Below are 22,145 nucleotides of genomic sequence, written 5' to 3'. Positions count from 1 at the left end.
TCCGGCTCTGTTCGGAGGGCAAGGCGAACGCCGAAGCTACACCACGTCCTGGGACACGATCCTGAACAGCGTCATCGAATGTGAGCTGGTAAGAAGGTTCATTCGTTTTCGTGGTCATTAAGTCTGTCCTTCATATTGAAGGAGCCGGTATTGACCGTAGACGAAAAATGACTCATGAAAGTCATGCACATTTTCGATACGTCCTGCATCCGACTCCAATCTTTGCAAGATCCGAAAATATAAACCGTCGCGGCTCGCCAGCTTTGCGACGGTTTTTTCTTTCGGAGCCAGCGTAGATATGAAGAAGACTGTTGTCGGGAGTCAAGCAGCCGGGAACAGTCCACAGCCCTGAAGTTGTAGACCTAAGAATTTATCAATTAATAACAGGGGCTTAAAAGCCTCCTCCCTGTGGGGGAAAACGTGAACAACGCGTGATCCCTGCGGCTAGAGTAATCCGATTCCCAGCGTATTGGCAAATATTGCACCGCGAACGATTCGCGGGTGCGCCGCACAATACTTAAGCTACTGTGGCTATTACATAATTTAGATATGTAGAAGTTTTTATGTGAACAAGGACGGAGACACAGATGCTTACAGCGAGCGAATGCGCAGGACTGAAGCCGCCAACTCTTACCGCTTCTGAGATGTCGAGATTAGGTGCTGCACCAAAACCTCTAGGTTATGGTCTATTGCGGAGATGCTTACAGCGATGTGCTCTAGCGCTTCTGCAACTTTCTCGCTGGTTTCCATAGAGCCATCTAAGTCGATAGACGGCTGGAACGGCCTGACCACGTTTGGTGGGCCTGACTTTCTGACACGCTTCATTTGTAATCTCCTCCTCTACCGGAGATTACTCATACCACAAACTCGCGTTGGTTTGTCAAAGATAATAACGCCAATATATTCCTTACTTGTGAGAAGTCAATGTGGCAGATCAGAAGTCGATGGCGCGGCCGTTGATCTCCCAGTCGCCATAGCGGGCCGGATCGGCACCACCACGGCCGCCAAACTCCCGCTCGGCCTGCTGAGCTTCTGCATCCCTTGCTCTGCGGCGGGCGTCGGCTTCTGCCAGAGCACGTTGAGCCGCCGGACTGAGCGGGGGTCTGGCCGCGGTGTCCGCATCTGGCAAAAGACCAGCGGCGGTGGCCGCTTCATCCTGCTTGGTGCGGGCTGTCGGAAGGCCGGACGACTGAGATTCAGCGGCTGGATCATGGGTCATTGGATTGTTCTGCCGGTCTGGTGTTTGCATTGAAGATCAACTCGAAACATCCCATATCTAGCGCCACATGCGACGAAAACCAAACCCCTGCGCCTTGTCCCGGACAAGGGCATATGGTCGCTGGAAAGGAAACGGCACATGAACCTTGTTCGCACCGCCATGCTGATTGCGCTGATGACCGCGCTGTTCATGGGCGTCGGCTACCTGATTGGCGGTACCGGCGGCATGATGATTGCCCTGGTGATCGCGATGGTCATGAACGGAGTTTCCTACTGGAACTCCGACAAGATGGTGCTGAAAATGCACCATGCGGTCGAAGTCGATGCGCGCACGGCACCGGAATTTTACAGAATAGTCGAGGATCTGGCGCACAATGCGGGCTTGCCGATGCCGCGGGTCTATGTGATCCGCAATGCGCAACCCAATGCTTTTGCCACCGGCCGCAATCCCGAGAATGCCGCGGTGGCGGCGTCCACGGGGTTGCTTGAAGCGCTCAGCGACGAGGAAGTTGCAGCAGTGATGGCGCATGAGCTGGCCCATGTGCAAAATCGCGACACCTTGATCATGACGATCACGGCCACGCTTGCCGGCGCGATTTCCATGCTTGGCAATTTCGCGCTGTTCTTTGGCGGCAACCGCAACAACAACAATCCGTTCGGCTTTATCGGCGTGTTGGTCGCCATGCTGGTTGCGCCCTTTGCCGCCATGCTGGTGCAGATGAGCATCAGCCGGACCCGCGAATATGCCGCCGACCGGCGCGGCGCGGAAATCTGCGGCAATCCGCTGTGGCTGGCCTCGGCGCTGAAAAAGATTGCCATGGGGGCCCGACGTGTGGTCAACGAGGACGCCGAACGAAATCCGGCAACCGCCCATATGTTCATTATCAACCCTTTGAATGGTCAACGCATGGACAGCCTGTTTTCAACCCATCCGGCAACGGAAAACCGCATCGCAGCTCTTGAAGCTATGGCTGGCGAGATGGCGGTTTCACGCACCCGCCCGGCCGGGGAACCCCAGCCCGGTCCCTGGGGCCGTGACGGGGCGGGCCGCAAGGGACCCTGGTCTTGACTGGTTCCGGGACGGAGGGAAAGCGCAGCAGGCCCCACAAGAAGCACCATCGCCGCGACCCGGCAGAGATGAAGCCCGGCCTTGCCGCGCGCCAGGCCGCTGCACGGCTCTTGTCTGCGGTTACCGAAAGCCGCGCTTCCCTCGACGGTCTGCTCGATGCCACCGGCGGCAATCCGGCCTTTACCGGGCTTGGCGACCAGGACCGGCTTCTGGTGCGGGCCATACTTCTGTCGGCGCTGCGGCATCTTCGGGTGATCGATGCGTTTATCGACCAGCTGGTCGACACGCCGTTACCGGATGGCGCCAAGGCACTCCGCCAGGTGCTCCGCGTCGGCGCCGCGCAGATTCTCTATCTCGACATACCCGATCGTGCTGCGGTGGATCTGGCTGTGAGCCAGGCGGATGCAGATCCGCGCAACCGGCGCTTTGCCGGGCTGGTGAACGCATTGCTGCGCCGCATGGCGCGCGAGAAGGAGACGGTGCTGCCCGAGATTTCCGCGGTCACGCCGGACTTTCCGGAATGGTTCGAAAGCCGGCTTCGTCGCTCCTATGCAGACGAAGCCGATGCCATCCTGAGCAATCTGTCACAGCCACCGGCGATCGACCTGACTGTTAAGACGGACGCCGAGGGTTGGGCCGCCCGGCTTGGCGGTGTGGTGCTGCCGACAGGGTCGGTGCGTATCGGACGCCCGGAGGGGCCGGTATCGGGCTTTGAGGGCTATGATGACGGTGGCTGGTGGGTTCAGGATGCGGCTGCCAGTCTTCCGGCGCAGATGTTTTCCAAACTCGAGGGGTTGGAGATTGCCGATCTGTGCGCCGCGCCCGGCGGAAAGACCGCCCAACTGGCACTGGCCGGCGCCCGGGTGACCGCATGCGATCAGTCGGCGAACCGGCTTGAGCGCCTGCGCGGGAACATGGCAAGGCTGGGATTTGATGTTGCCACGCGTCTGACCAGAGCTCAGGATCTGGTTGCGCCGGACGGGTTCGACGGGGTGCTTCTGGATGCGCCGTGTTCGTCGACAGGAACAGTGCGCCGCCACCCTGATATTTTCTACACCAAGGGACCCGACGACATCGAGCGGCTGGCGCAAGTGCAGCGGGATTTGCTCGATCATGCGGCTGGGCTTGTCCGTCCACAGGGCGAGCTGGTGTTTGCCAATTGTTCGATCGATCCAGCCGAAGGCGAAGAGATGGTGGCGGGATTTCTGGCCGATCATCCGGCCTGGAAAATCAAGCCGATCGATCCGGCGCGATGGCCCGGTCTTGAACTGGCCATTACGAAAAAAGGCGAGATCAGGACCCATCCGGCCATGCTTGCCAATGAGGATCCGCGGCTCGCCGGCCTCGACGGGTTTTACGGAGTGGTGCTGACACGGCGCTGATCATGAGCAGGCCGGTGTCCAGCTTTGGTGTTGTCGACCCTGACTTCGGCACAGCGCTCACATTAGCGACAGTTGAACAATCAACCGACTGTGTTACGATTCCGGTCCGGCGACATACCGGAACCCGGTTCAGGATTTCCCATTTGGCATTTTCAGTAGGCGATATGCATCGGTCAGCGCAGTTGTACGGAACCGAGTTCTGGCGACGGTTTGCTCGTCGCATTGCATTGGGCCGACTCAATGCAATGCGCTTTGCCGGCAGTTCTCCGGACCGCCTTGTGGTGGCGCCGATCGATCTGCGCATGGCCGATTCACATCTGGCCGAAGAGATCTACTCCGGACGTTTCGCCATGGGCGGAACGATGGTCGATACCGGTGGCGGCAGTCCTTTCCAGTTGGAGGCGCCAAATCTGTCATTTGCACGCAGTCTGCACGGGTTCGGCTGGCTCAGGCATATGCGGGCTGCCAATCACGATCTGGCATTTGCCAATGCGCGGTCGCTTGTTGACGACTGGATTGTGGTCGAAGGGCGCGAATTGGGCGGATTGGCTTATGATCCGGAGGTGTTGGCCAATCGTCTGATTTCGTGGTTTTCCCACTCTCCAATTGTTTTGCGCGGCGCCGATCACGGGTTTTATCGGCGGTTTCTCAAGAGCATAGCGCTGCAAAACCGCTATCTGAAACATGTGGCGGGGGCGTTGCCGGCGGATGCCATCCGTTTCAAGGCCCGGATCGCCCTGGCGATGGCAAGCCTGTGTCTTCCGGCCAGCACCGGTTCGGTCCGTGCTGCCGCGCGCAATCTCGACAGCGAGTTCGATACCCAGATTTTGCCGGATGGCGGACACCTGTCGCGCAATCCGCTGGTGCTGATCGAATTGCTAACCGATTTGCTGCCCTTGCGGCAGACCTACGTCAATCTGGGCCAGAAGCCGCCGCGCGGCATGGCTGCAACGATGGACCGGATGTTCTCGGCGCTGCGGTTTTTTCGTCATGCAAATGGCGAACTGGCCTTGTTTAACGGTTCATCGGCGCTCTCGGCGGATCGATTGCTTGGTATTCTGCATTACGACGAAACGGCCGGGACTGCATTCCGGGAAATGCCACATTCGCGTTATCAAAGACTGTCTGCTGGCAATGCCATCGTGATCGCCGACACCGGCTGGCCGCCCAGGGGGAGCGTGTCGGCCCAGGCACATGCCGGCTGCCTTTCCTTCGAACTGTCATCAGGCGCCAATCGTTTTGTCGTCAATGCCGGTGCACCGGTGATCTCACATACGCCCTATGCGGATTTTGCCCGTCTGACGGCTGCTCACAGCACAGTGACGCTGGATGACAGATCATCGCTGACGTTCTCACATTCGTCTTTCCTCGGCCGGATCGTCACCGGCGGCGTGCGCCGGGTTCGCCTGGTGTCGCTTGACGAGGAGGGGCAGCATCAGGGTTTCGATGCGACTCATGACGGTTACGTCGGTAGTCTGGGGCTTTTGCACCGCCGCAAGATCAGGCTGTTGGCGAATGGCCACGAGGTGCAGGGCCGGGATCAACTGCTCAGGCCGGATGAGAGCCAACCCAGGTCCGATGACCTGACAGAGGCTGTGGCCCGGTTTCACATTCATCCGACCATATCTGTAGCGCAGGATGAAACCGGCGCTGTTCTCCTGACGGCAAGCGACGGGGAAAGCTGGCTCTTTATCGCACGGGATCTAGAGCCGAAGATCGAGGAGGACGTGCATTTTGCCGATCTCGCAGGTCCGCGCGCCAGCAAACAAATCACCCTCAGCTTTGTTGTCGGCGAGGTGCCGCAGATTGACTGGAAGCTGATCCGCACGGCTTTGCCCCGGGCTTGAACCCGGGTGGCGCGCCCCTGGCTCGTGCCGTCACCAGCATCCTATGGCCAGCCGCAGTAACCGACTGCTGAGAACAATGCTCCACAGTTTAGCCCGGTTGCATGTTTTAACGCGGTTCCGCCTGTGTTAACGCAGCCCTGCCGCCTGGTTGAAGCGGTAGATTTCGAAGGAATTCCCTATGGCTGTTGTTTCCAAAAACCATCCTGTGCCCGATCTGGTGCGCGTCCGCCGGGCCTTGGTGTCGGTCTCGGACAAGACCGGCCTGATCGAGTTTGCCCAGGCCCTTGCCGAGGCCGGTGTCGAGCTTGTGTCCACCGGTGGCACCCGCGCCGCGCTTGAAGCTGCCGGTCTTGCGGTGCGAGATGTTTCCGAGCTGACAGGCTTTCCCGAAATCATGGATGGTCGGGTCAAGACCCTGCATCCTGGCGTGCATGGCGGCTTGCTCGGCATTCGAGACGACGCCGGTCACGTGTCTGCGATGCAGGATCATTCGATCGCGGAAATTGATCTGGCGGTGGTTAATCTCTATCCGTTTGAAGAGACCGTGGCTCGAGGCGCCGAGACTGCCACGATTGTCGAGAACATCGATATTGGCGGACCGGCGATGATACGGGCGTCGGCCAAGAACCATGCCTATGTCACCACAATTACAGATCCGGATGATTATGGCCGTGTTGTCGAGGCGCTCAGAAACCATGATGGTTCGGTTCCGCTGGCGCTTCGCCGCGAGCTTGCAGCCCTGGCCTTTGCGCGCACCGCTGCCTACGACGCTGCCGTGTCGGGCTGGTTTGCCACGGAGCTGGCAATGGCGGCGCCGCGGCATCGGGCTTTCGGCGGCAAACTGCTCGACGTCATGCGCTATGGGGAAAACCCGCACCAGTCGGCGGCGTTCTACTCCACCGGTGAGAACCGTCCGGGCGTGGCGACCGCCAGATTGTTGCAGGGCAAGCAGCTTTCCTACAACAATATCAATGACACCGATGCGGCGTTCGAGCTGGTCAGCGAATTCGACCAGGCCAAGGCCGCCTGTGCCATCATCAAGCACGCCAATCCTTGCGGTGTCGCCGTTGGCGACAGTCTGAGCGAGGTCTACCGCCGGGCGCTCGAATGTGACCAGACCTCGGCCTTTGGCGGTATCATCGCGCTCAACCGTCCGCTTGATGCAGAGACCGCCACCGAGATCGTCAAGATCTTCACCGAGGTGATCATCGCGCCGGACGCCAGCGAAGAGGCAAGACAGATCCTGTTAGCCAAGAAGAATCTGCGGCTGATGATCACCGGCGGTCTTGCCGATCCGCGCGAGCCCGGAATGACCGTGAAGACCGTTGCCGGCGGCCTGCTGGTGCAGGGCCGCGACAACGGCATTGTCTTGCCCGAGGACTTCAAGGTGGTGACCAAGCGGGCGCCGGATGCGCGTGAGATCACTGATCTGGCCTTTGCCTTCCGGGTCGCCAAGCACGTCAAGTCGAACGCCATCGTCTATGCTCTGCATGGCGCCACCGTCGGGATCGGCGCAGGTCAGATGAGCCGGGTCGATTCGGCGCGGATCGCAGCCCGCAAGGCAATCGATGCGGCGGAGGTTCTTGGTCTCGAGACGCCGCTGACACGAGGCAGCGTTGTTGCTTCGGACGCGTTCTTCCCGTTTGCGGACGGGTTGCTCTCGGCAATCGAGGCCGGGGCCACAGCGGTGATTCAGCCGGGCGGATCCATGCGCGACCAGGATGTCATAGATGCGGCGGATGAGGCCGGCGTGGCGATGGTGTTCACCGGAATGCGGCATTTCCGCCACTGATACCGGTTGCAAGGCCGCTATGCAGCACCTGCAGCGCCAGGCGTCCGGCGAGATGCGCAAAGGTCGCTGCAGCATTGTGACACCGCATGCGCCAGCATACCCTGGGTCCGGACGCTCGATACTCCAGGTATGGCAGGATGCCATGGGCAACGGCAGGTTCTTCAGCGACTGGCTGGTTCGCGCGCCGGCTGGTCTGCCGGATAGGGCGTTGTCCAAAGAATTGCCAGACCGAGTGCGAAGAAGATGACGATTGTCGCCATGCCGAGGCGGGGGGAGCCGGACAAGGCCGTCACCGTAGCCACCAGGAAAGGGGCTGCGAAACTCGTCGCCCTGCCCGCCAGCGCATAGATGCCGAAATAGCGGCCCGCTTCATCCTCGGTCACGCTGCGCGCCATATAGGCGCGCGAGGAAGCCTGGACCGGCCCGAAAGCAATCCCGATCAGCAGCCCGAATGCGATGTAAGCCTTCTCCGCCGCGGAGCCGAACAGCCCGCCGCTATCGGCATGGCCGAGCGACCATGTGCCAAACAGGGTAAAGCCGGGACCGGTCGATACAATGCCCACCGTGGCGATCAGCAGCAGCAGGATCGAGATCATCACCACTGTCTTGGAGCCCAGCCTGGTGTCGAGCCGGCTGGCGTAAAGGCAGGAAAAAATCGCAATCACATTGAGAAGGATGCCGTAGAGACCGATTTCGGTAATTGACCAGCTGAACATCGCCGCGGCAAACCCGCCCCCGAGCGCCAGAAGGGCATTGACGCCATCCTGATAGATCATCCGGGCGATGAGAAAGCGGAAAATGCCAGACCGGTGCCGCACTTCACCCAGCGTCGACTTGAGTTCGGACAGGCCGTCCCTGACGGCCCCGCGCAGGGCCCGCCGGCCGCCTGAATCCGGGGTGAACAGAAACATCGGCAGGATGAAAACGGCATACCAAAGCGCCGATATCGGGCCTGACGCGCGTGCATCCTCTCCCTTGAGCGGATCAAGACCAAACAGCGGATCCATACCCAGAAGCGTCTTTCCGGTTTCAGGCGAAGAGGCCAGAAATCCAATGATGAAGATCAGCACGATCATTCCGCCGAGATAGCCCAGGCCCCAGGCGAGGTTGGAAATGCGGCCGATCTGGGCTTTCGGCGCAATCCGCAGCAGCATCGAATCATTGAAGACGATTGAAAACTCCGCCGCAATGGAGGCCAGCGTGAACAGCGCCACAATCGCGACAAGATTTGAACCGGGTGCAGCGAACCACAGGCCGCACAGCGCCAGAATCTTGATGACTGCAAACACTGCGATCCACGGCTTGCGCGGCCCGGTCTGATCGGCAATTGATCCGAGCACGGGTGAAAACAGTGCGATCAGCAAACCGCCGGCGGCAATGCCATAGCCCCAGGCGGCCTGGCCGGTGGCCGGATCGCTGGCCATGCGGCTGATGAAATAGGGGCCGAAGATGAAGGTGGTGACGACTGTAAAGAACGGTTGCGCCGCCCAGTCAAACATCATCCAGCCAAAGACGCCGCGCTGTTGCGTGCCGGATGCGGACGGCAATACAGTTGCTTCAGTCATTTCCGATGCCCCCTTGTCAGTGCGGTTCCCCTCGTCAAGCGCGCATGGACCGAGCCAGATCGCTCAACATGCCGGCGGCCACGGTGAGTTTTGCTACCGACAACTCGCCGCTGTCGGTCAGCGTCAGGATCTGACTGCGGACATGGGCGACGCGATCCTTGTTGGCTCTGAGCCACTGGTCTGCCGGATCGATGACCTTTGGGTTGCTGTCCAGCGCTGAGCCGGCGATAATCCGGCGGGCTTCGGAGATTTCATCAAGGCTGCGGGCCAGCGCCAGGCCTTCAAAATGATCGGACACCGGAATGCGGTCGACTGCGGCGGCAATCTTGCTCAACCGGAACGCCTCGGTGATGGCAAAAAATGCTTGCGCGGCATGTGCAAGATCGGTTTTCGAGTGCGCAGCGACCTGACAGATTTCGGGCGCCAGTGTCAGGCCGTCCAATCCGGCAATCGCGCCTGCCAGGTCGACCGGTACCGCTTGGGCGATCAGTTCGTTCCTGATGGTTTCTGCTTCCTGGAGCATGAAATCAGGCATGGCGGCCGCGAACTTGTCGACAAGCTTGCCTACGCTCTGCTGCATGGTTTTGACCGCTGCCGCCAGATCACCCTGGGCGGCACCGGTTTTGAGTGCCCAGCCGGTCACGTCCCTGAGTGTGTTGCCGATGCTGACGTAAAGCTGGTTCTGAACCGCTCCGGGAACCTTGCCGTCGAGAGCATCGACCTGGGCGTAAAGCTGGTTCAGTGAAAGACCGTCACGGGCGAGCACAAAGGCCTTGATGATGTCTTCGGCCGTGGCGCCGGACTTGTCTCCCAGACCGATGACAAAAGCCGGTCCACAGCGATTGATCGCATCATTGCCAAGCAGCGTCGAGATAATCTCGCGACGCAGCCGGTGGCTGGCGATGTCGGTGGAATGCAGCTTCTGCATTCGTTTGGGAAAATATGATCTCAGCGTGTCATCGAAATAAGGATCGTCAGGCAGGGAGCTGGCAACGATCTCGTCAAACAGCACCAGCTTTGTATAGGACAGCAAAATGCCGATCTCGGGACGGGTCAAGATATGACCGGCCGCCACTCGCTCCGCCACCGCGACATCATCAGGCAGGAACTCGACCTTTCTGTCGAGAAGCCCGCGGCCTTCGAGATTGCCCATCACCCGGTTGAGCTTGCCAACGCCGGCAATTCCATCGGCTTGGGCAATCGATATGGCCAATGTCTGCAGATAGTTGTTGCGCAGCACCAGGTCGGCCACCTCATCGGTCATCGTGGCCAGCAAGGTGTTGCGCTTGGCCCGGGTCAGACGGTCTTCCCGCATGGCGTTGGCCAGGGCAATCTTGATGTTGACTTCGACGTCGGATGAATTGACCCCGGCGGAATTGTCGATGGCGTCCGAGTTGCAGCGGCCACCATTGAGCGCATAGGCAATACGGCCTTTCTGCGTGACGCCGAGATTGGCGCCTTCGCCAATCACCCTGGCACGAACCTGACGGCCGGTTACACGAATAGCATCGTTGGCACGATCGCCGACATCGGCGTCGCTTTCGCTGGCGTCCTTGATGTAGGTGCCGATGCCGCCAAACCACAACAGATCCGTTTGCATAGTCAGAATCGCGCTCATGATATCCTGCGGCGCTGCCTTGCCGGGCTGAAGCCCGATTACCGCTGCAGCTTCGGCGGTCAGATCAACAGACTTAAGCGAGCGTGGTATGATCATCGCGCCCTTTGACAGCTTGGATTTGTCGTAATCCTGCCAACTGGATCGGCCGAGCTCGAAAAGCCGGCTGCGCTCGGCAAAACCGACAGCGCAATCGGGATCGGGATCAATGAAGATATCGCGGTGATCGAACGCCGCCTGCAGCCGGATCTTTTCCGACAGCAGCATGCCATTTCCGAACACGTCGCCCGACATGTCGCCAACTCCGGCGACGGTGAACGGTGTGGTCTGGATATCGATGTTCATCTCGCGGAAATGCCGTTTGACCGCTTCCCAGGCGCCGCGCGCGGTGATGCCCATCTTCTTGTGGTCGTAGCCGGCAGAGCCGCCTGACGCAAACGCGTCATCAAGCCAGAAATCCTGCTCCTGGCTGAGCGCGTTGGCGGTATCGGAGAAAGTGGCGGTGCCCTTGTCTGCGGCGACCACGAAATAGGGATCGTCGACATCATGGCGAACGGTGTTGGCGGGCGGCACGACAGCATCGCCGACGATGTTGTCGGTGACTGACAGCAAGGTGCGGATAAACAATTTGTAGGCATTGCGCCCGGCCTCGAAAACCGCATCTCGGCCGCCTTCGCTCGGCAGCCGTTTCGGATAGAAGCCGCCCTTGGCACCGACCGGCACGATCACGGCGTTCTTGACCTGCTGTGCCTTGACCAGCCCCAGTACCTCTGTCCGGTAATCCTGTGCCCGGTCCGACCAGCGCAGGCCACCCCTGGCAATCGGTCCGTAGCGCAAATGAACACCCTCGACCTCAGCTCCATAGACGAACACTTCACGGAATGGCCGCGGTTCCGGCAAGCCTTCCAGGCTCTTGGGATCAAGCTTGAAGGCCAGTGCGCGCCGCGGATTGCCATCCGGACCGGTCTGGAAGTAGTTGGTTCTTAACGTCGATTGAATGGCGTTGACGTAGCGGCTGAGGATCCGATCGTCATCAAGACTGGGAACCTCGGCCAGCGCGGCCTCGATCGCGCCCATCAGTCTGGTGTTCTGTTCAACGCGCTCATCCGGCTTGGTTGCGACATCGAATCGGTTCCGGAACAATTCGTACAATTGCCGGGCAATACCGGAATATCGGTTGAGACTATGCGCAATGTACTCCTGCGAATAGGGTATTCCAGCCTGACGCAGATAACGGGCATAGGCCCGCAGGACAGCTGCCTCGCGCACCGACACACCGGCATTGGTGATCAACCGGTTGTAGCCGTCATTGTCGCTGTCGCCGCGCCAGACCGACAGGAAGGCTTGTTCAAGCCTCTGCGCATCCACGTCGAGATCGATGGGACGCTTGTCCTCGTGGACGATTTCCATATCGTGAAGGACGACGGTGCTTGAAACGCCAGCCTGCTCATCGAGAAAAATTTCGTGTGTCTGTTCGCTGATCACCTTGAAGCCGAGATTTTCCAGCAATGGCACCCGGCGTGACAGGGCGACCGGTACCCCGGCATGGAAGATTTTAAGCGCCAGTTGATCAGCAGGGGTGTCGCTGCCGCGATAAAAGGCGATCTGGAGTGTACCGGTTTCCTTGCAGGCCAGTATGTTGTCGAGGTCGGCGAGAGCTTCTTCGGGTTTGAAGCTTTCCTTGTAGGACTGGCTGACAGACATCCGCTCGGCCGCAGTGCCACCAAGCGAGTGGAACTGGTCTTCCCATCGGGTGACGATGGAGCGGATGTCACGTTCCAGCTGTTCCTGCGGGACCTGGGGCGTCTTGCCCTCGGAGCGGCCAATGATGAAGTGTACCCGGGCGACGCCGCCTTCGGGAAAGGCTGGGTAATAAGCCGACACACGACCATTGTAGACGGTCTTGAAGTAGTCGCCGATGCGCTCGCGTGCGACCGAATCATACTGATCACGCGGAACATAGACGATCAGCGAGACAAACCGGTCGAACCGGTCGATGCGCGGCAGCACCCGAACCCGGGGCCGGTCGGAGAGCTCATTGATCTGCAGGCAGAACCGCGCCAGCAAACCGGCGTCGATCTGGAACAGATCGTCGCGCGGATAGGCCTCAAGCGTGTTGAGCAGCAGCTTGCCGGAGTGGCTTTCGGGATCGAAGCCGAATTCCGACACAACCGCTTGCACCTTCGAGCGCAGCAGCGGAATTTTGGTGACCGAGCGGGTGTAGGCGGTGGAGGTGAACAGGCCGACGATGCGCAACTCGCCAATGACCTTTCCCTTGGCGTCGAACCGCTTGATGCCGATGTAGTCCATATAGGTGCGGCGGTGGATCACCGACCGCACATTGGCCTTGGTGATGATCAAAAAATCCGGACCCTGCAGGAAGTCGAGGATCTCGGGTGTTGTGGTGACCTGATCCTTGCCAAGACGCAGCACAAGCACGTCGGGATCGGCAAGGATACCAAGACCATCGGTGGCGGCGCGGCTCAACTGGGCTGAATTGCCATTGCCTGTGTAGACATATTCACGCATGCCGAGGAATGTGAAGTTGTTGTCGCGCAGCCAGCCGATGAAGGCGAGCGCTTCCTGGCGCGCCGGTTCGGTTTTCTTGTCGACATCAAGCGCCACCAGATCGGCCGCGCTGTGGTCGATCATGGCCAGCATCGATTTCCAGTCGTTCACCGCGGCATGGACCTGATCCAGCACATGGCGAACCCGGGTTTTCAGGTTCTCGGCCGCGGCTTGGCTCAGACGCGGCATGTGTATCTGTATGTGGCTGACCCGTTCAGCGGGTTCACTGCTGTCTCCGTGGGAGAAAAGAACTGCCGGTTTCTTGCCCGAGATGACCAGAATGGGATGCAGCGCCATCAGAATGTCTCGGATATCCGACGTGACCTCTCCCATGACCGAATCATAGAGAAAGGGTTTGTTGAGGGTGGTGATCGCCAGAATCGAGACATCGCGGCCGTCAATCGTGGCCTGATCGGCGTCTACAAGGCTCAAGCGCGTCGATTTTCCATCCCAGGCGCGAACTTCGGATTCGGCCAGAATAGCCGATGCAGCCAGCGATTCGGCCGGAAACAACCCCAGGTCATCCATGCTGACGCTGGAGAACAGGACGTCGGGATTGATATGCGGCTTGTTGTCTTTGGTGGCGACTGACGCTGCCTCAGCAAGCAAATTTTCCGACTTGCGGGTATTCTTGACCCCCATTCCAAATCCTCCAGGGCTTGATCTTTGCTCGAATCCTAACAGAAGTGTGTGTCAAAGCGACCCGAATTCGTGGCCATCTGTTATTACTGGAGGAATCATGACCAAAGACCTACCGGAAGCCGCCACAGCGCTCACACTTGACCAGGAAGCGCCGCTAAGTGCCGAAATGACGGCCTATTTCGCCAAATGCCGGGAAAAGCTCGGCATGGTGCCCAATGTGCTCAAGGCTTATGCGTTCAACAACGACAAGCTCGAGGCTTTCGTTGCCTTCTATAATGATTTGATGCTGGCGGACTCGAACCTGAGCAAGCTCGATCGTGAATTGATTGCGGTTGCGGTCTCTTCCATCAACAGCTGTTATTACTGTCTGACTGCACACGGTGCGGCGGTCCGGCAATTGTCGGGAGATCCGATGCTTGGCGAACAGATGGTGATGAACTACCGGGTGGCGGATCTTCCACCGCGACAGCGCGCAATGCTCGATTTTGCCGTTCTCGTCACCGAGCAGCCAGCGCGGATCGTCGAGGCGGACAGGCAGAGACTGCGCGACGCCGGATTCAGCGATCGTGATATCTGGGATATTTCCGCCGTCGCGGCCTTTTTCAACATGACCAACCGAATGGCTTCGGCTACCGATATGAGACCAAACACAGACTATCACGGACTTGCCCGCTGAGCGGCCGCTGTAGAAGTGGAATTTTTCGCCGTGACCGGGTTCGAAGAGAAAGCGGTGTCGTGCCACAGGCCCACAGGCAGGTAGGATGAAATCGAAACTGGCCGGGAGTGCCTACCATGAAAGATGATGAAACAGTCCGGCAAGCCAAGCGCACGCTTGACCGTCTTGGCGAGGAGGGCGGGTTGTCGGCATCGCCGGTGATGAAATCGGCCGCCACCAGCGTGCGCGATCATTTCGCCGCCAGGGATGCCGATCGCACCGACACCATCGAAGTTTGGGGGACCCGGATCGCGCGCGGTCTGGCGCTGATTGCATTCGCAGGACTGGTTGTGTGGATGATCGGGACGATCTCGTGATGGGTGCGGCAAGCCGGCGCAATTCCGATATCCGCACCTCCGTGATCGTGATTTCGAGCCATGTGGTGCGCGGATCGGTCGGCAACCGCGCCGCGGTGTTTGCGCTTGAAACGCTCGGCTTTCCCGTCTGGGCGATGCCGACGGTGATATTGCCATGGCATCCGGGGCATTCGAGGGCGACACGGATTGTGCCGTCACGCGAAGATTTCTCGGCTCTGATCGACGATCTTTGCCGTGCTCCATGGCTTGCAGAGGTGGGCGGAGTGCTGAGCGGCTATCTCGGAGATGTCGGCCAGGCCGCCGATGTTGGCCGCCTCGTGGCTGCGGTGCGCGCAGCAAATCCCGACGCGATTTACATGTGTGATCCGGTCATTGGCGACATGGAGGGACTTTACGTCCCCGAAAAGGTTGCTGCTGCGATCGCATCGGTGTTGATCCCGATTGCCGATATTGCCACGCCGAATGTGCATGAACTTGCCTGGCTGGCTGGTGCGCCGATGACCGATTCCGGATCGATGATCGCGGCGGCGGAGACGCTGGGGCCGGCGCGGGTTCTGGTCACCTCGGCGCTGGCGATGATGGCAGGCAGCACCGGCAATCTGCTGGTCAGTGGCCGGCAATCGGTGATGGCAGAGCACCGGCTTATTCCCAATGCGCCCAACGGGCTCGGCGATCTGATGTCGGCGACATTCCTTGCCCGGCTGTTGGAGGGGGTTGCCGAGGAAAAGGCCTTGCAGATGGCGACCGGCGCGGTGTTCGAGATTCTGGCGCGCACGGCGCGCCGCGGCGCCGATGAACTGACGCTGGAAACCGATGCGCAGAGTCTGCGAACCCCCATGGCCATGGTCAACATGCGCCGGGTCATGTCGAAGGCGGGCGCCAACAAGTCGTGAGTGCATCGAGCCGCCCTTTACCGGCGATGAAACCGGGGCCCCCGGCCATGGCTGGCCGTCGTCCGAGGCTATGCAAGGCAGGTTAAGCAAATGGTTGATTGATCTTCAGTGCGACTGGGCTTATGTGAAAAGATATGTCGTCATTCCCGACCCGCCTACTTGAAGGCTACCAGACATTCATGAGCGGTAGCTATGCCGCCGAGCGTGAGCGGTATCGTGATCTCGCCGAGGCCGGACAGGAGCCGCATACGCTGGTCATAGCCTGCTGTGATTCACGCGCTGCGCCCGAAATCATCTTTGATTGCGGTCCAGGCGAACTCTTCGTGGTGCGCAATGTCGCAAATCTGGTGCCGCCCTATGAGCCCACCGGCAGTTATCACGCCACCTCCGCTGCACTGGAATTTGCCGTGCAGGCGCTCAAGATCCGCCAGATCCTGGTGATGGGTCATGGCCGCTGCGGCGGCATCAAGGCGGCGCTTGATCCCAACGCCGTGCCGCTTTCCCCGGGTGATTTCATCGGCCAATGGATGGGTTTGCTCAAGCCTGCCGCACAGCAGATCCAGGATAGCCAGTTGATGACCAACGGTGAACGGCAGATCGTGCTGGAGCGGATCTCGATCCGCAATTCGATTGCAAACCTGCTGACGTTCCCCTGTGTCAAGATTCTTGCAGATCGCGGCAAGATGGTGATCAGCGGCGCCTGGTTCGACATTTCAACCGGCGAATTGTGGGTAATGGATCCCGAGACCGGTGATTTCTACAGGCCCGAAGTTCCGATAGCTTGACATCACACGCCGCACTCCGGTTCCATGAGCCAAGGCGTGGAGACACGCGCGGCGACTTGGGAGCTTGGGATGGTGACGAAACGGTCTTTGATTTCAATGCTGGTGGTGGGGGTACTGATCGCGGCATCCCCAGCGACGGCGCAAAGTTCGCTGCTGGACCGGTGGTATACCGCGCTTTTCGACGTCAACCGGGTGGCGATTGCCGATCTGCTTGCCGATGATGCCGTCATCACGCTTGAGGATCTGGATGTCACCCAGACCAAGACCGAGTTCATCGAGTCGCTGGATGAATGGGAAGAGGTGGCGAAAGATGCAAATCTTGCCTGGCAGCTCGAGGAGGGGACCGGGGCCGATGCGACAAAATCCTCGGTGTTGGTGTGTTACCAGTTTCCCGACAACGAGATGATGATAAGGGAAGTTTTCACATTCGCGGACGGCAAGATCGCCCGCAGCGTCCAGACAACAGTCAGTGACAGCTGCGAAAACTTTTAACGCCTCACATACCGGACCGGGTCATCGGGCAGCCGCAGACCTGCATGAGCGGGGGTTAGCCGTCTATGTCAGCGCCGATCCTGGCAATGGCTTTCTGATAGACACCGGCAGCGTTCCATCCCTGAATGGCGCCAAAATTCACCTGGCCGGGCTGATAGCCGCCGCCGCGGCGCCAGCCATGGGCGCGCAGGAAATTGGCCGTCGAGGCGAGCGCGTCAGCTTTTGATCCGAGGTTGACGCTGCCATTGCGATCACCATCAACGCCGAAGCGCACGACATTGGCCGGCAGAAACTGGGTCTGACCGATTTCCCCGTGTGCAGCGCCCTTGAAGTCCGGGGAGATCCAGCCTCTCTGGATCAACTGCAACTGGGCATAGAGCTGTTCGGTAAAGAAAGCAGAGCGTCGGCAATCATAGGCAAGCGTGGCGACCGCGGACATGGTGTGCTGATTGCCGCTGAAGCCGCCGAAAGCTGTTTCCATGCCCCAGATCGCGATCAGCGGGCCGGCCGGGACGCCATATTTTTTCTCCAGCGCATCAAACAGTCCGGCGTTCTGTGACTTCAGCCGCTTGCCTTTCGACACGATGGTTGCCGCGCCGCGCTTTCTCATGAACTGGTCAAAGGACAGCTTGAAGCTTTTCTGGTTGCGGTCGAGCGAGATTGTTTTCGTGGCATAGCGGACATTCTTGAACGCCCGATCCAGCGTTTTCGCTGAAATGCCTGCTGATGCTGCTTCTTTTCTGAATTGGTCGACCCAGGCGGAAAACCCGGACGAATTGTTGCCGCACTGGGCGGCTTGCGCCGGTCCGCTGAGCCCGGTTGCGATGAGGGCTGCGATAGCCAATGCCGTCAGTTTGGAAGCCTTCTGATTCATACCAAGTTTTCCCTAGGTCACGTGAAACCGGTCCGAAGCGGACATTGCCAGCGATTCGGGAAAAAGTCACGATCCGTCCGGACAGGAAAGACCCCGCCCTTGCAGCGCATGGGCGGGGTCTTGAAGTTCAACAGTCGCCTGGAGCTGCAGCAGGCCGCATCCGGCGGGATGCGCAACGGTGGCTGCATCGCCTGGAAACCGTGCATGTCGGCCGCGTTCAAAGGGATGCATTTGAACGCGAGCTGCATCAGGCAGCCAGGCGCGGTTTGAGCAGCCGGCGATTGACCAGCAGTTCGGCGATCTGGATGGTGTTGAGCGCCGCGCCCTTGCGCAGATTGTCCGCCACGACCCAGATGTTAAGACCGTTCTCAACCGTCGGATCCTCGCGAATGCGGGAAATGAAGGTCGCGTCTTCACCAGCGCATTCGTAAGGCGTGATGTAGCCGCCGTCCTCATGCTTGTCGATGACCTGGCATCCCGGCGCGTCACGCAGAATGTTGCGGGCTTCTTCCGCCGAAATCTCGTTTTCAAACTCGATGTTGACCGATTCCGAATGCCCGATGAACACCGGCACGCGCACAGCCGTGCAGGTGACCTTGATCTTCGGATCAAGCATCTTCTTGGTTTCGGCCAGCACCTTCCATTCTTCCTTGGTGTAGCCGTCTTCCATGAAGTCATCGATGTGCGGAATGAGGTTGAAGGCGATCCGCTTGGTGAATTTCTGACTGCTGATCGGATCGGCAACAAACACGGCCCTGGTCTGGTTGAACAGCTCGTCCATACCATCCTTGCCGGCGCCGGAGACCGACTGGTAGGTCGAGACAACCAGACGCTTGATCCTGGCATGGTCATGCAGCGGCTTGAGCGCTACCACCAGCTGAGCGGTGGAGCAGTTGGGGTTGGCGATGATATTGCGCTTGGTGTAGCCGGCAATGGCGTCCGGGTTCACTTCGGGCACGATCAGCGGCACATCGGCGTCGTAACGCCAGGCCGAGGAATTGTCGATGACGATGCAGCCCTGAGCACCAATCTTGGGTGACCATTTCTTGCTCACCGTACCCCCGGCCGACATCAGACAGAGGTCGGTATCGGAGAAATCATAGGTCTCGAGGTTCTTGACCTTCAGGGTCTTGTCACCAAAGGTCACTTCGGTGCCGACCGAGCGGCTTGAGGCAAGGGCGACGACTTCGCTGACAGGAAAGGCGCGCTCTGCAAGAATGTTGAGCATTTCGCGGCCGACATTGCCCGTCGCCCCGGCGATTGCGATTTTGAAACCCATGGTTCCCGTGCTCCTCTCTCCCCCGGTTAACGGTCAAGCGCCACTCTTCCCGCCCCGGGGAGAGTGAGGGGCGGAACGGGTCAGATCGTGGTTTTGGTTTTGCTCGTGGTGCGCATGGTGGCGGTGTTTTGATGCAAGTGCCGCAAAATGTCAATTCCATCGCAGAATCGAACTTTTGATCGTGCCTGCCCCGGTCAGCATGATTGCCAGACAAAGGCAGCTGATTTGATCCCGGCTGCGTCCGGTTCGAGCTTTGCTCAGCGCGGTATGGCAGTCGATGCTTGCGCGACGAAGTCTGACCACGGCATGAAAAAACCCGGCCGGGCATGATGCCGGGCCGGGCTGGTGTCTGGAGCGATTGGCTCGATGTGTCAGCCGGCGTAGGCTGCCAGGATGGCGTCGCCCATTTCAGCTGTAGAGATCTGCTTGCAGCCATCGGACATGATGTCGCCGGTGCGCAGGCCCTGATCGAGCACAGCCGCAATGGCGGCTTCGAGGCGATCGGCTTCCGCCACCATGTTGAACGAATAGCGCAGACACATGGCAAAGGATGCAATCATGGCGATCGGGTTGGCGATGCCCTGGCCGGCGATATCGGGAGCCGAGCCGTGAACCGGCTCGTACAAGGCCTTGCGCTTGCCGGTCTTGGCATCGGGAGCGCCGAGCGAGGCGGACGGAAGCATGCCGAGCGAACCGGTGAGCATCGCTGCGATATCGGACAGCATGTCGCCGAAGAGATTGTCGGTGACGATGACGTCAAACTGCTTGGGCCAGCGGACCAGCTGCATGCCACCGGCATCGGCCAGCATGTGGCTCAGTTTGACATCGGAGAACCGCGCCTTGTGGGTGGCTGTGACCACCTCGTTCCACAACACGCCGGATTTCATGACGTTGCGTTTTTCCATTGAGCAGACTTCGTTCCTGCGGGTCCGGGCCAGCTCGAAGGCGACTGCCGAAATACGTTCGATTTCGTAGGTGTCATAGACCTGCGTATCAATGCCGCGCTTCTGGCCGTTGCCGAGGTCGATGATCTCCTTGGGCTCGCCGAAATAGACACCGCCTGTGAGCTCACGCACGATCAGGATGTCGAGGCCTTCAATCACGTCCTGCTTCAGCGACGATGAATTCGCCAGCGCCGGATAGCAGATCGCGGGACGCAGATTGGCGAACAGTTCCATGTCCTTGCGGCAACGCAACAGACCTGCTTCCGGGCGCACTTCGTAAGGCACGTCATCCCATTTGGGTCCGCCAACGGCGCCGAAAAGCACAGCATCGGCAGCCATGGCCTTTTCCATGTCGGCATCGGAGATCGACTGACCGTGGGCGTCGTAGGCACAGCCGCCGACAAGACCTTCATCAATCGAGAAGCCGGCAGCCTCCTTCTCGTTCATGAAGCTGATCACCTTGCGGACCTCATCCATGGCCTCAGGACCGATGCCATCACCTGGAAGAAGGAAAAGAGAGCGAGACGTCATGGATCATACCTTTCAAGATAGTTATTCGCCGGGGCAACCCGCCAAACAAAATGATCCGGCGAACCCAAGGCCAACCGGACCGGGAATCGGATTCTAAACCCTCTTGATCGCAACCACAGCGTTGGTGCCGCCAAAGGCAAACGCATTGGAAATGGCGATGTCGATCTTCCTGTCGCGCGCCACGTTGGGAGTGACATCAAGATCGCAAAGCGGGTCGGGGGTGGTGTAATTGATGGTTGGCGGAATGACGCCCTCGCGCACTGCATTGATGCAGGCAATCAGTTCGATGGCACTTGAGGCACCGAGGCAGTGGCCATGCATGGATTTGGTCGAAGAAACCGAAACCGTATCGGCGGCCTGCCCGAAAACCGCGCGAATAACCCGGGTTTCGGTCTGGTCATTGGTTTGTGTGGCGGTGCCGTGGGCGTTGATGTAGCCCACCTGATCGGCGGAAATGCCCGCGTCGGCCAGACAGTTGCGGATCGCGGCGGCCGGCCCCTCGACGGTTGGATTGACGATGTCGGATGCATCGCCGGACATGCCCACACCGATGATTTCGGCCAGTATGTTGGCGCCGCGGGCCTTGGCGTGGTCATAGGATTCCAGAACCGCCACCGCCGCACCATCGCCAAGCACCAGCCCGTCACGATCAGCGGAGAATGGCCGGCACACCGACCGGGCGAGAACACGCAGCGATTCCCAAGCCTTGAGCGGCCCATAAACGAGAGCCAACTCGGCTCCGCCCGCAAGCATGATCTCGGCGCGTCCGAGACGAATCTGGTCGACGGCTGAAATCAACGCATGGTTGCCGGAGGCGCAGGCCGAGGACACGCCGAATACCGGACCTTCGAGCCCGATGTCGATGGAGACGTGGCCGGACGGCCCGCTCGGCATGACACGCGGAACGGTAAAGATATGGGCGCGCTTCTTTTTCTCGAGAAAAATATCGACATAGCTTTGATCGACTGCGTCGGTTCCGAAGATACCGACGCCAACAACGACGCCGGCCCGTTGCGGATCAAATTCACCTGCCGTCAGCCCGGCGTTGCGCACAGCCTCGCGCGCGGCGATCACCGAAATGCGGCTGATCCCGCTCATGGTCAGGCCATGGCGTTTGTCGATTCCGTCATTTTCGGGATAGCCGGTGATGCCGCAGCCGATCGCTGTCTTGAGATCCCTCGTATCGAAGGACAACGGCCTGCAGCCATCGCGGCCCTGCTTCATACCGTCCCAGATCTCGTCGGAATTTCCGCCCAGAGCGCAAATTCCGCCCATGCCGGTGATGACGACCCGCCGCTGATCCATAATCAGTGTTGGGCCGCGACGAGTGATTTCACCACGTCAACAATGTCGCCGACGGTCTTGAGCGATTGCCAGGCTTCGGCTGTGTTCAAGTCAATCTCGATGTCGTGCTTGTCTTCAATGTCCATCACGATTTCGGTCAACACAAGAGAATCAATCTCAAGTTCGGCCAGTTCGGTCTCGCGGGTGATCGTCGCGGCTTCGATGTCTCCGGCAGATGCGATCAGCGCAATGGTCGAGGTCTCGATATCGTCGGACATATGCTTTTCCTTCAACTCATGCCTAGCTGCAGTTTGATGCGGGTTCCTGATTGAA

The 22,145-nt window shown here is 59.6% G+C and carries 17 protein-coding genes; 9 read left to right on the top strand and 8 right to left on the bottom strand.

The window, feature by feature from the left end:
- Nucleotides 1–934 precede the first annotated feature (934 nt).
- Nucleotides 935–1,129 carry a DUF1674 domain-containing protein gene (locus PZ897_RS08780; protein ID WP_275751756.1) on the bottom strand — a complete coding sequence of 65 codons (195 nt, stop codon included), beginning with the start codon at nt 1,127–1,129 and terminating at the stop codon, nt 935–937.
- Between the two features lie 228 nt (nt 1,130–1,357).
- Here PZ897_RS08780 and htpX point away from each other — a divergent pair, with 228 nt between their 5' ends.
- The 4 genes from htpX to purH all read left to right on the top strand — a co-directional run bounded on the left by htpX (nt 1,358) and on the right by purH (nt 7,308).
- Nucleotides 1,358–2,287: a zinc metalloprotease HtpX gene (gene htpX / locus PZ897_RS08775; RefSeq protein WP_275751731.1), complete on the top strand. Its 930-nt coding sequence runs from the start codon at nt 1,358–1,360 to the stop codon at nt 2,285–2,287.
- Nucleotides 2,278–3,669: an RsmB/NOP family class I SAM-dependent RNA methyltransferase gene (locus PZ897_RS08770; RefSeq protein WP_275751755.1), complete on the top strand. Its 1,392-nt coding sequence runs from the start codon at nt 2,278–2,280 to the stop codon at nt 3,667–3,669. The genes htpX and PZ897_RS08770 overlap by 10 nt, the downstream gene beginning before the upstream one ends.
- Nucleotides 3,670–3,833: 164 nt before the next feature.
- Nucleotides 3,834–5,516, top strand: a complete 1,683-nt coding sequence (locus PZ897_RS08765; protein WP_275751754.1) for a heparinase II/III family protein — start codon at nt 3,834–3,836, stop codon at nt 5,514–5,516.
- A gap of 178 nt (nt 5,517–5,694) precedes the next feature.
- Nucleotides 5,695–7,308 carry a bifunctional phosphoribosylaminoimidazolecarboxamide formyltransferase/IMP cyclohydrolase gene (purH, locus tag PZ897_RS08760; RefSeq protein WP_275751729.1) on the top strand — a complete coding sequence of 538 codons (1,614 nt, stop codon included), beginning with the start codon at nt 5,695–5,697 and terminating at the stop codon, nt 7,306–7,308.
- Between the two features lie 161 nt (nt 7,309–7,469).
- Here purH and PZ897_RS08755 read toward each other — a convergent pair whose 3' ends face one another.
- On the bottom strand, nt 7,470–8,873 hold the full coding sequence (locus PZ897_RS08755; RefSeq protein WP_275751727.1) for an MFS transporter: 1,404 nt from the start codon (nt 8,871–8,873) through the stop codon (nt 7,470–7,472).
- A 34-nt stretch (nt 8,874–8,907) separates the two neighbouring features.
- Entirely contained in the window at nt 8,908–13,698 is a 4,791-nt protein-coding gene (locus PZ897_RS08750; protein ID WP_343217450.1) for an NAD-glutamate dehydrogenase, read from the bottom strand.
- Between the two features lie 97 nt (nt 13,699–13,795).
- Between PZ897_RS08750 and PZ897_RS08745 the strand changes: the two genes are divergently transcribed.
- The 5 genes from PZ897_RS08745 (at nt 13,796) to PZ897_RS08725 (ending at nt 16,900) form a co-directional block, all read left to right on the top strand.
- Nucleotides 13,796–14,374, top strand: coding sequence for a peroxidase-related enzyme (locus tag PZ897_RS08745; RefSeq protein WP_275751725.1), 579 nt, complete (start codon nt 13,796–13,798; stop codon nt 14,372–14,374).
- A gap of 116 nt (nt 14,375–14,490) precedes the next feature.
- Nucleotides 14,491–14,730: a hypothetical protein gene (locus tag PZ897_RS08740; protein WP_275751723.1), complete on the top strand. Its 240-nt coding sequence runs from the start codon at nt 14,491–14,493 to the stop codon at nt 14,728–14,730.
- Nucleotides 14,730–15,623 carry a pyridoxal kinase PdxY gene (pdxY, locus tag PZ897_RS08735; RefSeq protein ID WP_275751750.1) on the top strand — a complete coding sequence of 298 codons (894 nt, stop codon included), beginning with the start codon at nt 14,730–14,732 and terminating at the stop codon, nt 15,621–15,623. The genes PZ897_RS08740 and pdxY overlap by 1 nt, the downstream gene beginning before the upstream one ends.
- A gap of 134 nt (nt 15,624–15,757) precedes the next feature.
- Nucleotides 15,758–16,408, top strand: coding sequence for a carbonic anhydrase (locus tag PZ897_RS08730; RefSeq protein ID WP_275751721.1), 651 nt, complete (start codon nt 15,758–15,760; stop codon nt 16,406–16,408).
- 69 nt (nt 16,409–16,477) lie between these two features.
- A complete protein-coding gene (locus PZ897_RS08725) occupies nt 16,478–16,900 on the top strand; it encodes a nuclear transport factor 2 family protein (RefSeq protein ID WP_275751719.1) in 423 nt (140 codons plus the stop codon).
- Nucleotides 16,901–16,955: 55 nt separating this feature from the next.
- Here PZ897_RS08725 and PZ897_RS08720 read toward each other — a convergent pair whose 3' ends face one another.
- The 5 genes from PZ897_RS08720 to PZ897_RS08700 all read right to left on the bottom strand — a co-directional run bounded on the left by PZ897_RS08720 (nt 16,956) and on the right by PZ897_RS08700 (nt 22,090).
- Nucleotides 16,956–17,774 carry a lytic murein transglycosylase gene (locus PZ897_RS08720; RefSeq protein ID WP_275751717.1) on the bottom strand — a complete coding sequence of 273 codons (819 nt, stop codon included), beginning with the start codon at nt 17,772–17,774 and terminating at the stop codon, nt 16,956–16,958.
- Between the two features lie 247 nt (nt 17,775–18,021).
- Entirely contained in the window at nt 18,022–19,053 is a 1,032-nt protein-coding gene (locus PZ897_RS08715; protein ID WP_275751716.1) for an aspartate-semialdehyde dehydrogenase, read from the bottom strand.
- Between the two features lie 371 nt (nt 19,054–19,424).
- A complete protein-coding gene (leuB, locus tag PZ897_RS08710; RefSeq protein ID WP_275751715.1) occupies nt 19,425–20,528 on the bottom strand; it encodes a 3-isopropylmalate dehydrogenase in 1,104 nt (367 codons plus the stop codon).
- A gap of 93 nt (nt 20,529–20,621) precedes the next feature.
- On the bottom strand, nt 20,622–21,833 hold the full coding sequence (locus PZ897_RS08705; RefSeq protein WP_275751713.1) for a beta-ketoacyl-[acyl-carrier-protein] synthase family protein: 1,212 nt from the start codon (nt 21,831–21,833) through the stop codon (nt 20,622–20,624).
- Nucleotides 21,834–21,835: 2 nt separating this feature from the next.
- A complete protein-coding gene (locus PZ897_RS08700; RefSeq protein ID WP_275751711.1) occupies nt 21,836–22,090 on the bottom strand; it encodes a phosphopantetheine-binding protein in 255 nt (84 codons plus the stop codon).
- Between the last annotated feature and the right edge of the window lie 55 nt (nt 22,091–22,145).

Origin of the sequence: Hoeflea sp. YIM 152468 (assembly GCF_029210485.1) — a bacterium.
Lineage (GTDB): Bacteria > Pseudomonadota > Alphaproteobacteria > Rhizobiales > Rhizobiaceae > Hoeflea.
Note: the sequence above shows the minus strand (reverse complement) of the source record. Positions and strands in the feature narration are given on the sequence as shown.

What these genes read in the sequence shown, in the direction of transcription:
- PZ897_RS08705 (WP_275751713.1), bottom strand. Translation starts at nt 21,833, where the DNA reads ATGGATCAGCGGCGGGTCGTCATCACCGGCATGGGCGGAATTTGCGCT.
- PZ897_RS08700 (WP_275751711.1), bottom strand. Translation starts at nt 22,090, where the DNA reads ATGTCCGACGATATCGAGACCTCGACCATTGCGCTGATCGCATCTGCC.
- PZ897_RS08730 (WP_275751721.1), top strand. Translation starts at nt 15,758, where the DNA reads ATGTCGTCATTCCCGACCCGCCTACTTGAAGGCTACCAGACATTCATG.
- PZ897_RS08715 (WP_275751716.1), bottom strand. Translation starts at nt 19,053, where the DNA reads ATGGGTTTCAAAATCGCAATCGCCGGGGCGACGGGCAATGTCGGCCGC.
- PZ897_RS08745 (WP_275751725.1), top strand. Translation starts at nt 13,796, where the DNA reads ATGACCAAAGACCTACCGGAAGCCGCCACAGCGCTCACACTTGACCAG.
- PZ897_RS08720 (WP_275751717.1), bottom strand. Translation starts at nt 17,774, where the DNA reads ATGAATCAGAAGGCTTCCAAACTGACGGCATTGGCTATCGCAGCCCTC.
- PZ897_RS08725 (WP_275751719.1), top strand. Translation starts at nt 16,478, where the DNA reads ATGGTGACGAAACGGTCTTTGATTTCAATGCTGGTGGTGGGGGTACTG.
- purH (WP_275751729.1), top strand. Translation starts at nt 5,695, where the DNA reads ATGGCTGTTGTTTCCAAAAACCATCCTGTGCCCGATCTGGTGCGCGTC.
- PZ897_RS08740 (WP_275751723.1), top strand. Translation starts at nt 14,491, where the DNA reads ATGAAAGATGATGAAACAGTCCGGCAAGCCAAGCGCACGCTTGACCGT.
- PZ897_RS08750 (WP_343217450.1), bottom strand. Translation starts at nt 13,698, where the DNA reads ATGGGGGTCAAGAATACCCGCAAGTCGGAAAATTTGCTTGCTGAGGCA.
- htpX (WP_275751731.1), top strand. Translation starts at nt 1,358, where the DNA reads ATGAACCTTGTTCGCACCGCCATGCTGATTGCGCTGATGACCGCGCTG.
- PZ897_RS08755 (WP_275751727.1), bottom strand. Translation starts at nt 8,873, where the DNA reads ATGACTGAAGCAACTGTATTGCCGTCCGCATCCGGCACGCAACAGCGC.
- leuB (WP_275751715.1), bottom strand. Translation starts at nt 20,528, where the DNA reads ATGACGTCTCGCTCTCTTTTCCTTCTTCCAGGTGATGGCATCGGTCCT.
- PZ897_RS08765 (WP_275751754.1), top strand. Translation starts at nt 3,834, where the DNA reads ATGCATCGGTCAGCGCAGTTGTACGGAACCGAGTTCTGGCGACGGTTT.
- pdxY (WP_275751750.1), top strand. Translation starts at nt 14,730, where the DNA reads ATGGGTGCGGCAAGCCGGCGCAATTCCGATATCCGCACCTCCGTGATC.